Origin of the sequence: Vibrio sp. 10N.222.51.C5, from assembly GCF_041474575.1 — a bacterium.
GTDB classification, from domain to species: domain Bacteria; phylum Pseudomonadota; class Gammaproteobacteria; order Enterobacterales; family Vibrionaceae; genus Vibrio; species Vibrio crassostreae_C.
Genome location: NZ_JBFRUJ010000049.1, coordinates 1 through 16,435, shown reverse-complemented (window position 1 = coordinate 16,435; position 16,435 = coordinate 1). Strand labels below are relative to the sequence as shown.

19 protein-coding genes and 1 riboswitch are annotated in these 16,435 nt (G+C 43.9%); of the genes, 9 read left to right on the top strand and 10 right to left on the bottom strand.

Annotated features, from left to right (window positions below; all coding sequences use genetic code 11):
* Positions 1-30 precede the first annotated feature (30 nt).
* On the top strand, positions 31-936 hold the full coding sequence (locus AB4558_RS15685; RefSeq protein WP_372158917.1) for a LysR substrate-binding domain-containing protein: 906 nt from the start codon (positions 31-33) through the stop codon (positions 934-936).
* A 70-nt stretch (positions 937-1,006) separates the two neighbouring features.
* On the opposite strand, the gene AB4558_RS15680 is transcribed toward AB4558_RS15685, so the two are convergent.
* A complete protein-coding gene (locus AB4558_RS15680) occupies positions 1,007-1,345 on the bottom strand; it encodes a winged helix-turn-helix transcriptional regulator (RefSeq protein ID WP_372158916.1) in 339 nt (112 codons plus the stop codon).
* Between the two features lie 105 nt (positions 1,346-1,450).
* On the opposite strand from AB4558_RS15680, the gene AB4558_RS15675 reads away from it, so the two are divergent.
* The gene (locus AB4558_RS15675; protein WP_372158915.1) at positions 1,451-2,218 is read left to right on the top strand and encodes an SDR family NAD(P)-dependent oxidoreductase; all 768 of its coding nucleotides are present in this window, start codon (positions 1,451-1,453) and stop codon (positions 2,216-2,218) included.
* A gap of 135 nt (positions 2,219-2,353) precedes the next feature.
* Entirely contained in the window at positions 2,354-3,007 is a 654-nt protein-coding gene (locus AB4558_RS15670; protein ID WP_372158914.1) for a cupin domain-containing protein, read from the top strand.
* Between the two features lie 98 nt (positions 3,008-3,105).
* Here the strand turns inward: AB4558_RS15670 and AB4558_RS15665 are convergent, their stop codons facing one another.
* Positions 3,106-3,744 (bottom strand): NAD(P)-dependent oxidoreductase, encoded by a 639-nt coding sequence (locus tag AB4558_RS15665; RefSeq protein ID WP_372158913.1) that lies wholly within the window; start codon positions 3,742-3,744, stop codon positions 3,106-3,108.
* Between the two features lie 154 nt (positions 3,745-3,898).
* Between AB4558_RS15665 and AB4558_RS15660 the strand changes: the two genes are divergently transcribed.
* Positions 3,899-4,795 carry a LysR family transcriptional regulator gene (locus AB4558_RS15660; RefSeq protein ID WP_017069812.1) on the top strand — a complete coding sequence of 299 codons (897 nt, stop codon included), beginning with the start codon at positions 3,899-3,901 and terminating at the stop codon, positions 4,793-4,795.
* Positions 4,796-4,926: 131 nt separating this feature from the next.
* Here the strand turns inward: AB4558_RS15660 and AB4558_RS15655 are convergent, their stop codons facing one another.
* Both AB4558_RS15655 and ribB read right to left on the bottom strand, forming a co-directional pair.
* The gene (locus AB4558_RS15655) at positions 4,927-5,775 is read right to left on the bottom strand and encodes a hypothetical protein (RefSeq protein WP_017064918.1); all 849 of its coding nucleotides are present in this window, start codon (positions 5,773-5,775) and stop codon (positions 4,927-4,929) included.
* 338 nt (positions 5,776-6,113) lie between these two features.
* The gene (ribB, locus tag AB4558_RS15650; RefSeq protein WP_017054827.1) at positions 6,114-6,770 is read right to left on the bottom strand and encodes a 3,4-dihydroxy-2-butanone-4-phosphate synthase; all 657 of its coding nucleotides are present in this window, start codon (positions 6,768-6,770) and stop codon (positions 6,114-6,116) included.
* Positions 6,771-6,958: 188 nt separating this feature from the next.
* A riboswitch (FMN riboswitch) is annotated at positions 6,959-7,109 on the bottom strand.
* Between the two features lie 369 nt (positions 7,110-7,478).
* Between ribB and AB4558_RS15645 the strand changes: the two genes are divergently transcribed.
* On the top strand, positions 7,479-8,225 hold the full coding sequence (locus tag AB4558_RS15645; protein WP_017064917.1) for a phosphatase PAP2 family protein: 747 nt from the start codon (positions 7,479-7,481) through the stop codon (positions 8,223-8,225).
* A 53-nt stretch (positions 8,226-8,278) separates the two neighbouring features.
* Here the strand turns inward: AB4558_RS15645 and AB4558_RS15640 are convergent, their stop codons facing one another.
* The 3 genes from AB4558_RS15640 to AB4558_RS15630 all read right to left on the bottom strand — a co-directional run bounded on the left by AB4558_RS15640 (position 8,279) and on the right by AB4558_RS15630 (position 10,881).
* Positions 8,279-8,641 carry an MmcQ/YjbR family DNA-binding protein gene (locus tag AB4558_RS15640; RefSeq protein ID WP_372158912.1) on the bottom strand — a complete coding sequence of 121 codons (363 nt, stop codon included), beginning with the start codon at positions 8,639-8,641 and terminating at the stop codon, positions 8,279-8,281.
* 78 nt (positions 8,642-8,719) lie between these two features.
* Positions 8,720-9,445, bottom strand: a complete 726-nt coding sequence (locus AB4558_RS15635; protein ID WP_170963358.1) for a sulfite exporter TauE/SafE family protein — start codon at positions 9,443-9,445, stop codon at positions 8,720-8,722.
* Between the two features lie 224 nt (positions 9,446-9,669).
* On the bottom strand, positions 9,670-10,881 hold the full coding sequence (locus tag AB4558_RS15630) for an MFS transporter (protein WP_102429223.1): 1,212 nt from the start codon (positions 10,879-10,881) through the stop codon (positions 9,670-9,672).
* Positions 10,882-10,910: 29 nt separating this feature from the next.
* Between AB4558_RS15630 and AB4558_RS15625 the strand changes: the two genes are divergently transcribed.
* The gene (locus AB4558_RS15625; protein WP_017061698.1) at positions 10,911-11,060 is read left to right on the top strand and encodes a hypothetical protein; all 150 of its coding nucleotides are present in this window, start codon (positions 10,911-10,913) and stop codon (positions 11,058-11,060) included.
* A gap of 460 nt (positions 11,061-11,520) precedes the next feature.
* The gene (locus AB4558_RS15620) at positions 11,521-12,135 is read left to right on the top strand and encodes a YitT family protein (protein ID WP_017065874.1); all 615 of its coding nucleotides are present in this window, start codon (positions 11,521-11,523) and stop codon (positions 12,133-12,135) included.
* Positions 12,136-12,255: 120 nt separating this feature from the next.
* On the opposite strand, the gene sigZ is transcribed toward AB4558_RS15620, so the two are convergent.
* Together sigZ and AB4558_RS15610 are read right to left on the bottom strand one after the other, a co-directional pair.
* Positions 12,256-12,840, bottom strand: coding sequence for an RNA polymerase sigma factor SigZ (gene sigZ, locus AB4558_RS15615; protein WP_017061700.1), 585 nt, complete (start codon positions 12,838-12,840; stop codon positions 12,256-12,258).
* Positions 12,824-13,120, bottom strand: a complete 297-nt coding sequence (locus AB4558_RS15610) for a helix-turn-helix transcriptional regulator (RefSeq protein WP_004733042.1) — start codon at positions 13,118-13,120, stop codon at positions 12,824-12,826. Before AB4558_RS15610 ends, sigZ begins: the two co-directional genes overlap by 17 nt.
* 233 nt (positions 13,121-13,353) lie before the next feature.
* Between AB4558_RS15610 and AB4558_RS15605 the strand changes: the two genes are divergently transcribed.
* Positions 13,354-14,454 (top strand): permease, encoded by a 1,101-nt coding sequence (locus tag AB4558_RS15605; RefSeq protein WP_372158911.1) that lies wholly within the window; start codon positions 13,354-13,356, stop codon positions 14,452-14,454.
* 90 nt (positions 14,455-14,544) lie between these two features.
* Here AB4558_RS15605 and trmY read toward each other — a convergent pair whose 3' ends face one another.
* On the bottom strand, positions 14,545-15,144 hold the full coding sequence (gene trmY / locus AB4558_RS15600) for a tRNA (pseudouridine(54)-N(1))-methyltransferase TrmY (RefSeq protein ID WP_017061702.1): 600 nt from the start codon (positions 15,142-15,144) through the stop codon (positions 14,545-14,547).
* Between the two features lie 255 nt (positions 15,145-15,399).
* Here trmY and AB4558_RS15595 point away from each other — a divergent pair, with 255 nt between their 5' ends.
* Entirely contained in the window at positions 15,400-15,924 is a 525-nt protein-coding gene (locus AB4558_RS15595; RefSeq protein ID WP_371721795.1) for a DUF3087 family protein, read from the top strand.
* Positions 15,925-16,435 lie beyond the last annotated feature (511 nt).

Here is a 16,435-nt window from a genome sequence, read left to right as displayed (position 1 = left end):
TTTTTAAATTTCACAAGTAAGCTGGCGGCCATGCTCAATCAAATTAACCTGTCTGATATTCGTTCTTTCGTGCTTATCGCTCGTTTAGGTAACTTCACCAAAGCGGCGGAGGAGCTGGATGTGTCTCGTTCCCACGTATCACGCCAAGTGAGTAGTTTAGAAAAACAGATGGGCGTGACCTTGTTTATCCGCACTACTCGAACCTTGAGGCTGACGCACGCGGGGCAAGATCTCTATGCTAGATGCGAACAAGCCTTAGATAATATAGACCAAGCCCTGATTGCTGCCGTCGACGATGTCGAAGAAGTACGCGGTGACATCAAAGTAAACTGTGTCGGTGGTTATTTGGGGGAGGTGATCATCGCGGATCTAGTGAATGAGTTCATACAGCTCTACCCAGACATCAGCATTAGCCTTGATTTCAGCAGTAACCGAGTCGACTTGATTGAAGATGCTTTCGATATCGCTTTTCGCATGGGAAGCTTAGAAGACGCGGGCTTTATCGCGAGGAAGCTATTGGATATTGAGATGGGAACACTCGCGAGCCCTGAGTATTTCGTTCGTAAAGGAAAGCCTAATCACCCCAAAGATTTGATTCACCATGACTGCTTAACGGGGTCAGTGCGCAAGTGGATCTTTCAAGCTGTTGACGACACCAAGAAAACGGTCGATGTGCATGTGACTGGAAGGTTGCAATGTAAAAACGGTCGAGTGCTAGTACAGGGCGCGAAGTCGGGTAACGGGATTATTCGTGTACCTACAATCTATTGCTTACAAGAACTGAATGATGGGCAATTAGTGCAGGTGTTTGATGATTGGGTGGTGCCTAAAGTGGACTTTTCAGCGATCTACCATCGAGACCGCTATCAACCAAGCCGTATTAGAACCTTTATTGATTTCGTGAAAAGTCGCTTTGAGCAAATGCCAGTGAGCTAAGTATATTTGCTGTCTTCCGTCTTCCTTTTTTTGTCTTCCGTTTTTTGACAATAGTTGGATTGGCTTAGACTTAAATTTCGTCGATTTCGTTTTGTAGGCTTTCTAGCTGATCGAGAATCAGTAAGAACTTCTCACCAAATGGAGTGACTTGGTACTCAACTCTTGGTGGCAGCTCGTTGAACATTTGCTTATCTAAAATCCAGAACTCCACATTTCGCTTCAAACATTCATTCAGTACCTTGGTCGATAACCCTTCGACCGAACGCACCATTTCACCGGGGCGATTAATGCCATTTGCCAATAATTGGTAAACCGTTAGCGACCATTTACAGCCGTAGATGGTTTCGACCATACGAGCGGAACGCTCTGGTGCCGATTTTCTTGAAAAAAAGTTTTCCTGATTTTTCATAAAGATGTACCAATAAGTACCTACCTAACCGATTTGTACTTACTATTCATAGTGTTAGTTCAAAGCCTAAGATTACCACGTTCACATGACTTAGGAGATAACAAAATGAATTTCACTAAAAATGGTATTGCAGTAGTAATCGGTGGCACAAGTGGTATGGGCTTTGAAACAGCGAAGCAGTTAGTCGCTCAAAACATCTATGTGTTGGTTGTCGGCAATAACCCAACTAAGTTAGATAAAGCGGTGTCAGAACTTCAATCACTAGGCCGCGCGACTGGCTGGCAAGCTAATCTTTATGATGATGCGAGTGTAGCCAATCTTATTGCGCATTTAGAGTCATTTGAAGAGGGCATTGGTTACCTTGTTAATGCGGCTGGTTACTTTAACCCTAAAGCGTTTATTGAGCACCAAGAATCGGATTACGAGCAATACATGCAGCTAAACAAAGCGACTTTCTTCATCACTCAAGCTGTCAGCAAGTTGATGATCAAAAACGGTGGCGGAAACGTGGTAAATGTAGGCTCTATGTGGGCGAAACAAGCGATCAAAGCGACGCCATCTTCTGCTTATTCAATGGCAAAGGCTGGTCTACACGCTTTAACACAGCATATGGCGATGGAGCTTGCGGATCACAACATTCGTGTGAATGCGGTGTCTCCAGCCGTAGTTAAAACGCCAATTTACGAATCTTTCATTAAACCGGAAGAAGTAGATCAAGCGCTAGAAGGCTTCAATGCTTTCCATCCAATTGGTCGAGTAGGTTTGCCGAAAGATATCGCAAACAGCATCTCTTTCTTGTTGTCTGACAGTGCTGATTGGGTCACGGGTGCAATCTGGGATGTTGATGGCGGTGTGATTGCTGGTCGTAATTAATCAGGATTCTTTTTAGGTGGCTATCGCGCAGGCAAAATAGCAGCGAGATAGCCTCCTTGATCAGTATTCGCGTAGAATAGAAACGAGAAAGACAACAATAATAATTAAAACGATAACAAGAGTAAGGTCGCCATTATGTTCAACATGGACTTTTCAAAGAGACTGGTTATAGAAACCGAGGCATTAGATTGGGTCGCAAGCCCTGCTAAAGGGGTTTGGCGTAAGCCACTTGAAAGAGAAGAGAAAGAATCGGGCCACACGACCAGCGTGGTGAAGTACGATCCTGACTCTTCGTTTTCTGAGCACCCACACCCACAAGGCGAAGAGATCTTTGTATTAGATGGTGTGTTCTCAGATGAAACTGGAGATTTCCCTGCAGGCACTTATATCCGTAATCCCCCGGGCAGTGCGCATTCTCCATCAAGCAAAAATGGCTGCACGATCTTGGTGAAGCTCAACCAGTTTGATGCGAGAGACTTAACTCAAGTTCGCATTAATACTCTAGAAACAGAGTGGCTTCCGGGTATTGGTGGTTTACAAGTGATGCCACTGCATGAATTCGAACACGAGCATGTCGCGTTAGTGAAATGGCCCGTTGGTGAGCGCTTTCAGCCACACCGTCATTTTGGTGGTGAAGAGATCTTTGTGTTGTCAGGCACTTTTAAAGATGAACATGGCGTGTATCCAAAACACACTTGGATGCGTAGCCCTCATATGAGCGAGCATTTCCCTTATGTGGAAGAAGAGACGGTTATCCTAGTGAAAACAGGTCATTTGCCACTGATATGATGATTATGTCGACAAGTAAAATAGAAAGCCGCTTACTAAAAGTCAGCGGCTTTCTGCTTTCTAGTGCCTATTGAGCTTACCTAATACACATTTGAGCATTAGTAAGCAACACCAATACGTTGGCGCGGGAACTTGCCAGCTTCGAGCTCATCAATCATCGCAATAGCGTAATCGCTGACTGAAATTTTGCTGTTACCATCTTCGTCGGTGAGCAGTTGATCGCCACCAGTGCGGTAGGTCGATAGTTTCTCGCCCGGGAATATTTCTGCGGCAGGGCTAACGAACGTCCAGTTAACTTCGCTATTAGATTGCTTGAACACTTCAAGAGCTTCGCCTTGTGCTAGTGCTTCGTTTTTGTAATCCGCAGGGAATTCTGGAACGGTTACTAACGGTACGTTTGGTGCTACTTCTAATGAGCCTGCACCGCCAACCCAAAGTAGGCGCTCGATACCGATGCTTGGTAATGTTGCCAGCAATTTAGCCGCAGTGTTTTTTACGATGTGGTGATTACCCAAAGCACGTCCGCCAATCGAAGTAATGACTGCATCAACGCCCGCTAGTGCGTTTGCTAGACTTGCAGCTTCATCTTGTAAATCAAATGAACGAACCTCAACATCGCTAATCTCTACACGGCTTGCATCTCTTACAACAGCAACGACTTCGTGTCCGCGATCTTGAGCTTCTTGAGCGATGTGACTACCAATCCAACCTGATGCACCTAATACTGCAATTTTCATAATGTCTCTCCAATTATCTAATTTATTGAGTCTGTTTCTCGACAGCCATTGCAGTCTAATAGCTCACTAGGTTGCGATAAATATCATAAAATGATGTAGATTGTATCTATGTAGCTAGCTAATAGGTTTTATTCAGTGGATAAGGGAAAGTGTGATGGATAGGTTGACGGCAATGCGTAGCTTTGTCGAAGTTGCGAATTGTGCCAGCTTCACCCAAGCAGCTGAGCATTTGGACATGAGTCGGTTGCAGGTTTCACGTCATGTTCAAGAGATAGAAGGGTGGCTGAAGCAGAGGCTATTACATAGGACGACTCGAAAGGTGAGCTTAACCGCGGCAGGGGAAATCGCTCTGCAGCGCTGTGAGAAGATCCTCCATGAGACCGCTGAGCTAGAAGTTACTTCACTCAATCAAACCGATGATCTTTCTGGAACCATTCGAATTGCAGCTCCGATTGGTTTAACTCAGCACATGTTGTTGGATGTGGTCGAACAGTTCACCGAGCGCCACCCTAATATCACGGTCGAACTGTTTGCCTCAGACCGCTTTACTCAGCTGGTGGATGAGAGGATCGATATTGCACTTCGTTATACCGATCAACCTGATGATAGTTTGATTGCACGAAAGCTAATGGTTATTGATTCAGTGGTGTGTGCCTCGCAAGCCTACTTAGACAAACATGGTGAACCTGAAACGGTCGAGGCGCTTCGACAACACAATTGTTTTCGTCACTTGAATGTTTCTAAGTGGGATTTTGTTAAGGACAATCAACACTATTCAGTTGAGGTGTCTGGCACTATCAAGGCTAATGATGTTGGAGTGCTAACTCGCGCCGCACAGCACGGGAAAGGGGTAGTTCGTTTACCTTGTGACTTAGCCAACCCACTGATTGCGAATGGCAAATTGATACGAATATTGGATGAGTTTGTTTCACCGAGTAGTGTGCTGTGGGCGGTGTATTTGTCTCGTAGTTATCAGCTGCCGGTTGTTCGTCAGTTCATTGATTTTGCCGCAGAAGCTTGGTCTAGCGATATCAAATCTGGCGATGTTTGAAACTTCATAGGCAATGATACATAGCGATAGAATTTTAAAAGCTCATAAATACAAAAATCCGATATCAATGGTGATATCGGATTTGAACTCAATAATTCAGAGTTCCAGCACGCTCTCCTCTCACGAAGTCTTTACATGTAATGATGTACGGATAATCGGGTATTTATTACCTTTTCGTTTACGTCTGGTAAAGGCTGATACAAGCTTCTCGTAATATCGGATAATACTTGGTCGTAAACTTGCGACACGACGCTAGAGATATCACTGGTTAATTCGTACATGCTATCTGCCGGTTGGGTCGCTTCGTTACTTGATGCGATCTCTGAGAGTGCATGCATCGCTCGCGTACAAACCGGTGACCCACTACTAAGAGGGCAGATAATCGATAACTGGTTGAGTTTTCTGTGTGTCTGAGAGGCGTAGAATTTGAATCTCGCGTACTCCTCAGGCTTCTCCATATCAGGTATGCACATGCGTAACTTGGTCAGGATCTCCATGCAGTCTAAGATCTGTTGCCAATTCATGTGATACTCACGGCTCATGTCTTCACGCTCAGACTGAATTAGCCAGATGATCATTACTTCATCCATCAAGAACATGCTATGGCGAATTGTTTTGCCATGAATCGATTGGTTACGCACCAAGCTACGGTTTTGCCAGTCGCTGTGCATGGCGATGAGCTTGAGGTGATAGATGCGATACATAGGGCGGCTATCAAACGACACATGGGACTGAAGCAGTTCAGATACTTCAAGTATGTTGTCGTAAATCTCGTTCACTTTGCGAATCGAGTCGCTAGACAACTTATAAGCTAGAGCATAGTGCGTTGCCGCGCGATGTTTGCGTGATAACAACAATAATTCTCTAAGCAGAACTAAGGTTTCAAACCTGTGTGATAGCGCTGTTTGTCTCTTCCTTGAGAAATGAAACAGGGCCGCAAGTACTAATAGGGATAAACCCACTGAAATAACTACAAACATATTCAACTCCTAATATTTGTATACCTACTTAGTGGTAGTGCAGACACCGTGCCAAAATAAATAAGTGTTATATTTCAGTTGCTTATGATTTCCCTGTAATTATGGATGATCAATGATGGTGCATGACTTCACCATTCTAGTGAATGTTTTTCATATTTTGCAGGATTTTTTGAGAGGTTAGTCGTGGGCGATGAGATGGAACTTAGATTTCAGTGTAGGAAATGAAGAAGGCCTCACCCTTTATATACTTTTAACTAGAAAAAGCAGTAAGAGTGAGACCTTTCAATGTTCATTTCTGAGTTTCGTTAGCTTAAGAGCTAAGCGTTTAGCACTAAACGTTACGCAAGCTTAAGGTCGAACTCAGTGCGGTACATAACCATATCTTCAATGGTCAGTACTGGCATGTTGTGAAGTTTGCCGAAAGCAACGATCTCTGGCGCTTTTGCCATTGTGCCGTCTGGGTTGGTTACTTCACATAGTACGCCTGCCGATTGAAGACCAGCCATTTGCATAAGATCCACAGTACCTTCTGTGTGGCCGCGGCGAGCAAGTACGCCACCTTTACGAGCACGTAATGGGAATACGTGGCCAGGGCGAGCAAGGTCAGTAGGCTTAGCTGTTGGGTTTGCAGCTGTCTTGATCGTTGTTACACGGTCAGCGGCAGAAACACCTGTTGTTACGCCAACTTTTGCTTCGATAGTGACGGTGAACGCAGTTTGGTTTGCGCTGTTGTTATCAACAACCATAGGTGGAAGTTCAAGTTGGTTTGCTTGCTCGTCGGTTAGACATAGGCACACAATTCCACTGCATTCGCGGATCATAAGCGCCATTTGAGCATTGGTTAGGTGTTCTACTGAGTAGATGATGTCGCCTTCGTTCTCACGATCTTCATCGTCAAGTAGAAGTACGCCACGACCTTCGCGTAGAGCTTGCAGTGCGTTTTCAACGCGAGTGATTGGTTCGCCAAATTCGGCAAGTAGTGAAGACTGATTCATGGTTAAACTCCTAAAATATCACCAGAATCAGGGCTGTATGAGGGATCTCAACCGAGCACAACAAAGCCTACTCATTACAAGTCAACTTTAGCTCATTATGGTTTTATCCAAAACGAAATGCACCCGCCTAAGTTGGAGGTACGAACCCAACTCACGCGGGTACGCCTTTCCAACTTAAACGAGTGTGTTTTCATTCTCTCTCATCCGGACTATAACCGTCGGCTCTGGCATCTCACCAGATCTGCTGACCTCGACGAATCGAGCGCTCGCGGGCTTATCTTTAGATTTTGCTAAGGACATACCGCCGGTGGGGAATTTCGCCCCGCCCTGAGAATAAAAATTAATAATCTGTTTTGCTTTTGAAAGCAGACCAGATGGTAATCCTTTCAATAGTGGATTTAAAGGACTGACAGCAAAGTTTTTAAGATTCTGGCCTGATAATCCGGTAAGTGTTCACTTTATCAGCAGAACGCGTCCGGTAGTCTATTAATGGGATGATGCCTTTGTCTCGTCTGGTTTCAGTGGTTTTTGCTATCTCTATGAACATTATTGGTGCTGGCGTGGCTGTTCACCGAATCAATACTCAAGAGGTCCATTAATCGAATATTGTTACACCATGACGGCTGACTGACCGTTTTGACATAAAATTGATATTGACGATGCTAAGCTGCGATAGCATACGACCACTTTATCTAAAAGATCTTAGCCATGACTTCTCTGTTCTCTAACAAATCCAAAGGCTTATTACTGCTCGTTCTAAGTTTGTATTCCCTCATACCCTTTTTGATCTTTGGATCTGACTTCGACCTTGGAAGTGCTGTTTTGCCTTTCTATGGCGCCTTCATAACGTTTGTGACTTACTCTGCGGGCAATCAAGGGTTCTTGGTAACACTAGCGATTTTGTCTTTAGTATTGTTCACGATGAAGTTTTCCAAAGCGAAGTTAGTCAGTCTTTGTCTGCAGCTCGGCTTGTTGTTGGTGCTTAGCTTTGCAGCGAAAACCTTCTTAAAGCATTCCACTGAGAGCCCTCGTCCTTATTCTGAGTATTTGGTGACGCAGGAAGTGGTTGATATGCCGGAAGTGTTTTACGAATTGCCATTGGTTGAAAAGAATGCTGCGATTGAGTCTGTACAAGATAAGGTGAGCGAGTGGCGAACGCGTCACTGGTTGGGTGAAACTGACTACTCTTTCCCATCTGGACATATGATTTTCGTCGGTGTGTGTTTGGCGTTCTTTGGTGGTCTTCTCCTAGAGGCGAAACGCTTTTATCTAGTCGGCGGTTTACTGGTTTGGGCTGGTGGTGTCGCCTATAGCCGTGTTTGGCTTGGCATGCATCGACCAGAAGACTTAGCCGGATCTATTGCCTTTGCGGGTTTGATCTATTTATTGGTGCCGCTTATCTCAGAGCAAAAAATAGAACGCTATTTACCTGCATTTTTGAAACAGACTTCTTAGGGATCCGTCCTCACTGCAAAAGAAGGGCTCAGATTAGCAGTACGTAATAAACGCTACTGATTGAGCCCTAGCTCTGCTTGCTTCTTTTTGGTTAGACCTAAGGACACAATTCGGTGTGACTCAATGAGATAGTATCTCAGCTCCTCATCCCTTTGTGGCGTGCTTTCAAACAGCTGAATCCATTTCATACCGCGTGAAGCAAAGTAGGGGGCAGGTTTATAGCCCGGCTCTTCTTTGAGAAAGTCGAAATTCTGATCGGACGCCTTGAAGATAAACGCAGGCTCATCTTTCGGTCCCCAACCACCAATCGCAAACACCTTGCTACCCACTTTCCAAACGTGCGAGTTATTCCACTGCATCACATAACTGGTTGCAGGCAGTGACTCGCAGAATGCGTTGAATTCGTCGTAAGTCATAGAGCGTCCTTTTATCTACTGGGTGTTTGTGTTGGTTTTCTAAGATGTCTTTCTTCTTCTTGTCTTTATCGCCAATAACTAGCCAGCTAAACCCTGCCAGATTGCCGTAAAGCCACTGAGAGAACATAGCAGTAATGAACCAATGCGTATCTTCTCTTTAGGGATGCTTTGTGTCGTCATTAACGCCACTTTGTAACCCAACCAAGCAGCAGGCAGCAAAGGTATAGTGATGATCAAGTGGTGTAGCGTGAAAAAGCCAATTGGGATCTGTACAACCAACGAAATGATCGAACTAAACACGAAAAACGCAGAAAGGTTACCACGAAGCTGATTGGCATCTTGGTGTTGGAGTAGCAGTGCCATCGGAGGACCACCAATACCCGAACTGGTGCCAAAGAACCCAGAAAAGAACCCCGCAATACCCATCTTAGTTGGGGTTGGTTCGAGTCTAAAGGGCAATAGGCTAACAATCACGGCAAATACTACCAATAAGCCCAACCATAGTGATAACACGCTCGTTGAAACCATCACTAACAAAGCGCCACCTGCCAGTGACCCCGGAATGCGGCCCAGCAATGCGATTTTTAATCCGCCAATAGAGATATTTGCTCGATGTTTAAAAGCGTTGAATAACGAGATAAACAGACCGATTAAACAGATAGGTGCAGGTACATAATCAGGAGAGACCAAAAACAGCAGTGGAGCTGCAACAATGGCCAAACCAAAGCCGATTGCGGTTTGCACAAATGAGCCGACAAAAATAAGTGCCATTGCGATAAGGACAGTCTGATCCATGTATTCCATAAGCCTGCGGATTAGTTTTAAAGGAGCGGGTGGATACTATAAATGAAAACCAAGAGAATAGTCTTATTATTCAGTGAGCTTTATGCCAGTTTCGCTAGTTATAGTTTCTATTATCGCGACCAACAAAAAAGCGAGTGAGTATCTCAGGATGCTTCCTTTCAATACTCACTCGCTTTATTGGAACGACTTGTTGTTTACGCTAGTGGGGGAGTCAGCATAAAACGTTAAGCCATTGCCAATTTCACTCGCTCAATCGGCTTGTCATTGATTGGTAAATGGATAAGTGCTGCTGCAAATGCCAGTACCACCGTTGACCACCAGATTGGCTCGTAAGAACCGTAGTAATCGTATATACGACCACCCACCCAAGCGCCTAAGAAGCTACCCACTTGGTGAGTAAAGAACACCAAACCGTACAACGTTGATAGGTAACGGGCACCGAAGATCTGACGTACTAAGCCAGACGTTAGCGGAACCGTACCCAACCAACAGAATCCAATTGCCGCACCGAAGATAGCCGCGGTTGATTCAGTCACAGGCAGAGTAACAAACGCACCGATAACCACAGTACGCACTAAGTACAGTGCAGACATAACGTGGCGTTTGCTGAACTTGTCGCCCATTACACCCCAGAAGTAAGACCCGAAGATGTTGAAGATGCCAACGTAAGCCAGTGCCATTGCAGCGCTGCTCGCGGGTAGGTCTTTATCTGCTAAATAGCTCGGTAAGTGCGTTGCGATAAACATTACGTGGAAACCGCACACGAAGAAGCCCGCGTGAATCAACCAGTAACCTTTGTGAGCAAACGCTTCAGACAACGCTTCTTTGAGTGTTTGGTTCTCTTCAGCTTGCGCTTGTTTGTTTGAGGCTGCTTTAGGCGCTCGCATGAACAGCGCAAAAGAGATCATCAAACAACACAGTACGCCAAACACTTGCATCGCACTCTGCCAGTCAAATTCATTCAGCATGTATTGTGCGCCCGGAATTACCGCGAACATACCAAATGAACCTGCAGCCGTGGTTAAGCCAAACGCCTTAGCCGCGTGCTCTGCTGGTACAACTTTCGCTACTGCGCCAAGCACGATCACGTAACTTGTCGCACTCAAGCCAAGACCAACCAGTGCGCCTAACGAAACGTAAAGCATGCTCGATTCGGTAGAAATTGATGTAAGAAGTAAACCCAAACCGTAAGCACATGCGCCAGCAATAATGATGCGTCTTGCTCCCCATTTGTCAGCGGCCATACCAACAAAAGGTTGGAACACACCGAACAATAAGTTTTGTAGAGCAATAGAGAAGCTGAAAAACTCTCGACCCGTGCCGAAATGCTCTGAAATTGGCATCATGAAAATGCCGAATGATTGTCTGATCCCTAGACTGATAATAAGTGTGCCTATCCCTAGCCATACCAGTAAAGGAAAACGGAAAATGCTCATTCTAATACTCTTAAATTAATGGTGGTGATGTGAGTGGTCTTGCGCTGACATGTGTTGGTCAGTCATCTCATGGTGATGTTCGTGCCCAGAATGATCATGCCCTGACTGCTGGTGGCAACCACTGCTTACGGCATGCTGAGCCAAGAGATCAATCAATGGCTGACTGTGATGCACAATAACTAAACTAATGACGAGGAATAACGTCATTCTGGCAAGTTGGGCAAAAAGAGATTGTGAAAACATACGGTGTTGACATGCGCTCAATGTTGTAAGAAGTCGCGCATCATAGTGATGAGTCGGGTATGTATCAAATGACCATTTGTGATGTAGTCTATGCGTTTTATGCATAGATTGTCGCTTGATAGGAATTGGTATAAAACGCGCTCAATAAATAAGAAAACTTGAAGCTCGTTAGTTAATAGAAACAAGTATCTAATTAAGAATGAAAGTCTAAATTAAGGCTTATAACTAGCTGTTTAATTTAAAGTTTCACAAAGCTGTAAAAACTAATATACAAACTAATCACTAAGCAACATTGCTCGTTCACTCGACTTATCTGTCAAACATCGTAAATTTGGGCATAAATCGTTTCAAGACTACTGAAACGCGATGTTAAAAGATTCAGGGAGAGTCATTCACATGGATAAAGATCATAATCTTCGCGAAAACTTACTGGCACTGATCTTAGGTAGCGCATTGGTTTCACTCGGCGTTATCTTTTTCAACCAAGTCGGTTTGCTCACCGGGGGCACGGCTGGTCTAGCGATCTTCATTACCAAAGTAACAGATTTGAGCTTTGGCCAAGTATTCTTCGCACTTAACTTACCTTTCTATATTTTGTCGGTTGCTCGTATGGGCTGGCGCTTCACAATCAATACGTTTATCGCGGTTTCGATTGTTTCGTTCGCCGTGGATCACTTGTATCACGTGATTCAAATTGCCGAAATTCATGCATTGTATGCAGCTTTACTTGGTGGTGGCTTGATTGGTACCGGCATGCTGGTGATTTTCCGTCACAAGATGAGCTTAGGTGGCTTCAACATTCTGGCGTTGTTCTTACAAGAACGTTTTGGAATTCGAGCAGGTAAGGTTCAGATGGCATTAGACTGCACGATTGTTGTGCTTTCTCTGTTCATTGTTGATGTGTCATTGGTTCTTCTGTCTGTGCTTGGTGCGATAGTCACCAACTTGATTCTAGCAATGAATCATAAACCGGGGCGCTATCAACCTGTGGTAAAAGCGGAAGCAGCATAGTTCGGTTCGCTCAAGCTCTAGATTTGCTTAAGTAAAGAGTGATTTGCAGATTATGAAAACAACAAAGCCAGCATTAATTGCTGGCTTTGTTCTATTGAAATAACGGATTCGATGTAACGATTAACACTTGCCGCAGCTGGCGTTCGGCTTAAGCTCGCAATCAATCACATTGCCTTGTTGATCAAGGGACAAGTTACAACACTCTTCAAACAGGTTCTTAAGATCAGCACGGCTTTTTTGCACGCGGGATTTAACCGTTGAATAGCTGACGTTCTGCGCTTCTGCGATCTCTTTTTGGCTTTGGCCTTTGATGTCGACCGCAAGCAGTAGCGATGAACTTTGTTCTGGCAATGCCTGAATAAAAGGTTCAATACACAATGAAAGTTTCTGCTTAAATTCAGAGTCGTGGTCTAAATCGGTAAACCACAGATCTTCAGCATCAATTTGGCTATCACGTTGTTGGCGTGCATGCTTACGGTAGAAGTCGATAATGGTGTTGTTGGCTAACTGGAACAGCCAAGCCTTAACACTGCTAGCATCTTGTACCTTATCTAAGTTCTGATAGGTCTTAATCAAGATATCTTGGAGCAAGTCGTCTACATCCGCAGAGTTGTTGACCTTTGAATGCAGGAATGACTTTAATGCTTGCTGATACTCGGCCCAGACTTGTTCGAGCTTCAAAGGTGCATTAGTTGCACTGTTCATTTACGCAACATTCGTCTTGTAAGAAATCAATCACACCTTCTAGGCACTCATACTCCGCCACGCAGAATAGAGTTCTTCCTTCTCGTCTTTGGCTGATTAGGCCCGCAGACGCCAAGCTTGATATGTGGTGAGACAAGGTAGAACCGGGAATGCCTAGCTCTTCTTGTAGGCCGCCAACTGCAATGCCTTGGTAGCCAGCTTTAACGACACTCTTATAAATGGTTAGGCGAATAGGGTGCCCCAACTCTTTAAGTGCTTTCGCAACGACTTCTAAGTTCATATTAACTCCTCAAGATTTAATTTCGATGTTAGTCGAAATGTATGTCGAATTCAAATTTAAAAACGGTGTCTGTGTAAGTTATTGAAAAACTGTGTTTTCGAAAATAATTTCGATTTTTATCGAAATAATGCTTGTTCTGGAGCTGTTTATTTCTATAATTCGAGAATATTCGAAATTAAGGATTGGTTACTTTTCTCATAGAGCCCGACCTTCAATCCAGTTTGGAGTTAATTATGAGCAATGAAATGTTAACAATGCTGAAAGACGCACTTGATATGTTCGCTTTCTTAGCAGTAGAGCTAATTATCTTTTTCTTAGCGATCAGCTACATTGTTGGGATTCTTCAAGAGTTCCTTACACCAGAAAAGATTCAATCTATCCTGAGCTCACGTAATGGTAAGGGTTATGTAGTAGCAGCACTACTGGGTGCAATTACACCTTTCTGTTCATGTTCGACCATTCCTTTCTTAAAAGGATTGCTGCGTGCAAGAGCGGGTTTCGGTCCAATGATGGTGTTCCTATTTGGTAGCCCACTATTGAACCCAGTGATCATTGGTTTGTTTGTGATTACCTTCGGTTGGCAAGTTGCTGTGTTCTACTTCCTTTTAGCAATGACGGTGTCTGTAGTGGCTGGTTACGCACTTGAGAAGCTTGGCTTTGAGCGTTACGTAAAACCTGAAGCGTATGAATCAACAGGTTCAGCTTCAAGCTGTGGCACTAGCTGTGGTGACTCTGCTCCTAAGAAAGCAGCACCGGTTAAAGCAGAATCTTCATGTGGTACAAGTGCATGTGGCGAACCCGCACCCGTAATGGCGAAAGAGACATCTTGCTGCGATTCTAAAAAAGAAGAGCCACAAGTAACGGTTTCATGCTGTTCAGCGGATGGAAGCGCAACAGCTGAAATCGTAGAGAAGAAAGAACCTAGCCGTTGGATGAGAATTTGGTTCTCAACTTGGAAAGATTTTAAACAAGTTTTCCCTTACCTAATGATGGGTATCGCGATTGGTTCATTCATCTACGGCTTCATTCCTACAGACCTTATTGCACAGTACGCTGGTGAAGGTATGTGGTATGCGATTCCAGTAGCAGCCGTGATTGGTATTCCACTGTATATTCGTGCTGAAGCGGTAATCCCACTAAGTGCAGCTCTAGTACAGAAAGGCATGGCGCTGGGTTCAGTTATGGCATTGATCATTGGTAGTGCAGGTGCAAGTTTGACGGAAGTTATCCTGCTTAAATCAATCTTCAAAAATCAGATGATTGCGGCCTTCCTATTCGTAATACTAAGTATGGCGATTGGTGCAGGTTACCTATACACCTTCATCTTTGGTTAATCTTAGATAACACCATCGATACGAAAATATAGCTAATAAAAAAGAGCTCACCTTGTTGAGCTCTTTTTGTTTAGCTTATCAGTCCGGAGGCTAGAAACCGCGAATATCCAGCTCATTATTGATCAATACAACGCACTGAGAAGCAAACAGCATGTTCGGGCCTAAGCTGATCTTTTCTGTTCCTAAGCGCTTTAAGCTGTTGTAGCTTTTCTTCGGCATTGGGATGTGGTCAGTCAGAAGGAAACATGGGTTTTCCGCAATCTCTGCATCACGGATAAAGTCGCCTTTTTTATCCATCATGTACAGCTGGTGGTCTTCGGCCAGTTCTTTGACTAGTTTTTCAAAGCTCATAGTGCGAACGACGATTCCCGGTTCAACCTGACGAGTCTGCTCTTTGGTCATACCTTGAGAAGCATCAACCGCTCTTACTACCGCTGATAACAATGCCGATTCATGAAAGCCACCAATGTTGGTGATCTCGTTTGAATCGAATGTAATCGTACGTGAAAAGTCTTTAGTACTTTCTAATACAAGGTGCACGGTGACATTCTCACGGTGAGATTGAGCAACGAAGATCGTGTTCATCAGAGTATGAGCCAGAATCTCAGTATGAGCATCTTGCCCAACACCTTCTAAGATAAGTTTGCTCTCTGTAGGGGCTGCGCGAGCGCGTAATACGAATGAACGCATGGAATGTACCTTGTCAGTATGTGATAAAGCGAAACGGCCTTATCAACATGAATTGATGAATAACCAAAATTGTGGCGGTATGTAACTCTTTTCTATTAATGAAGTCAAATAGAGTTGCGTATAGTGACAACCAGAAGAACTCTGCTTATTAAATAGATAATGACCACATTACAAGATGGTTAAGGTTGAAGCGACCCAATGTTAACGTAGATAGTATGTGCAAATTATTAGGTAGCTTGCAAAAGGAAGTAGTCAATGAAGTTACAGAAGATCAATAAAGAAGAATATAGAAAGAAGATGAACCTGTTATTGGTTTCATTGGTTGGTTCACTCGCCGTGTTCGCCATTGTATTCGGAACCATACTGATTGAACTATTTGGTTCAGGACAATCAATCGAGGGTGAATCGACAGGTAATTTCCACTTGAACGTATTAGGTGTGATCTTATCTGTTGCATTGAATGCAATTATCGCGAATCGTGTGAAAGGGCATGATTACTTCAAAGAAGCGCTTTATGTATGGAACCTTAAACAAATCCATAATCAAATTTATCGTAAGCTCAAGCGTATTCAACCCAAAGCTGAACAAGGCGACCGAGACGCGCTGACCATCCTTTACTTCTATTACACCACGCAAAAACAGGTATACGACCTAGACAACAACACATTGACGATAAAAACAGTTCAGCAATCGCTAGATAAGATCTTAGAATTGAGCGAGAGATGGAGTATTGAACTAGATATAGAGGCTTTTTCGAAAGATCTAATCGCAAAGTTTTAAGTAATATGCCCATTATTGTATGAGCTTTGAGCGATGAAAGAGCCTTTTGACGCAAAAGTAGCCACTTAAGAAGGTTTTTTGAATTTTTATCAAAAAAGGGGTTGCCATGTTTTCGATGATCTCTATAATGCCGCCTCACTGACACGGCAGACGCCACAAGGCTTCAGCAGTAATCAGTAAGACGGAAAGTTCGAAAGAAATTAATTTAAAAAGTGTTTGACACTTAAGATTAAATCGCTAGAATTCACGTCCGCTTTCAAGGGTTTCTTTGTAAAAAGAAAGTTTTGAGAAGCAAAGCTCTTTAACAATTTAAACCTATCAATCTGTGTGGGCACTCGTTGATGAATATCAAAACGTCATTCTCAGGAATGGCAGTTACTTCGGTAACAAATTGATTTCAATGAACAGAGTGACCAATACGTTTAACTACTTGTAGTTATTCGGCACAGTCAATTCATTACCATTCTGTTCCTATTTATTTAAGAAGAGAGGGGTAATAGCTTTAGAATTA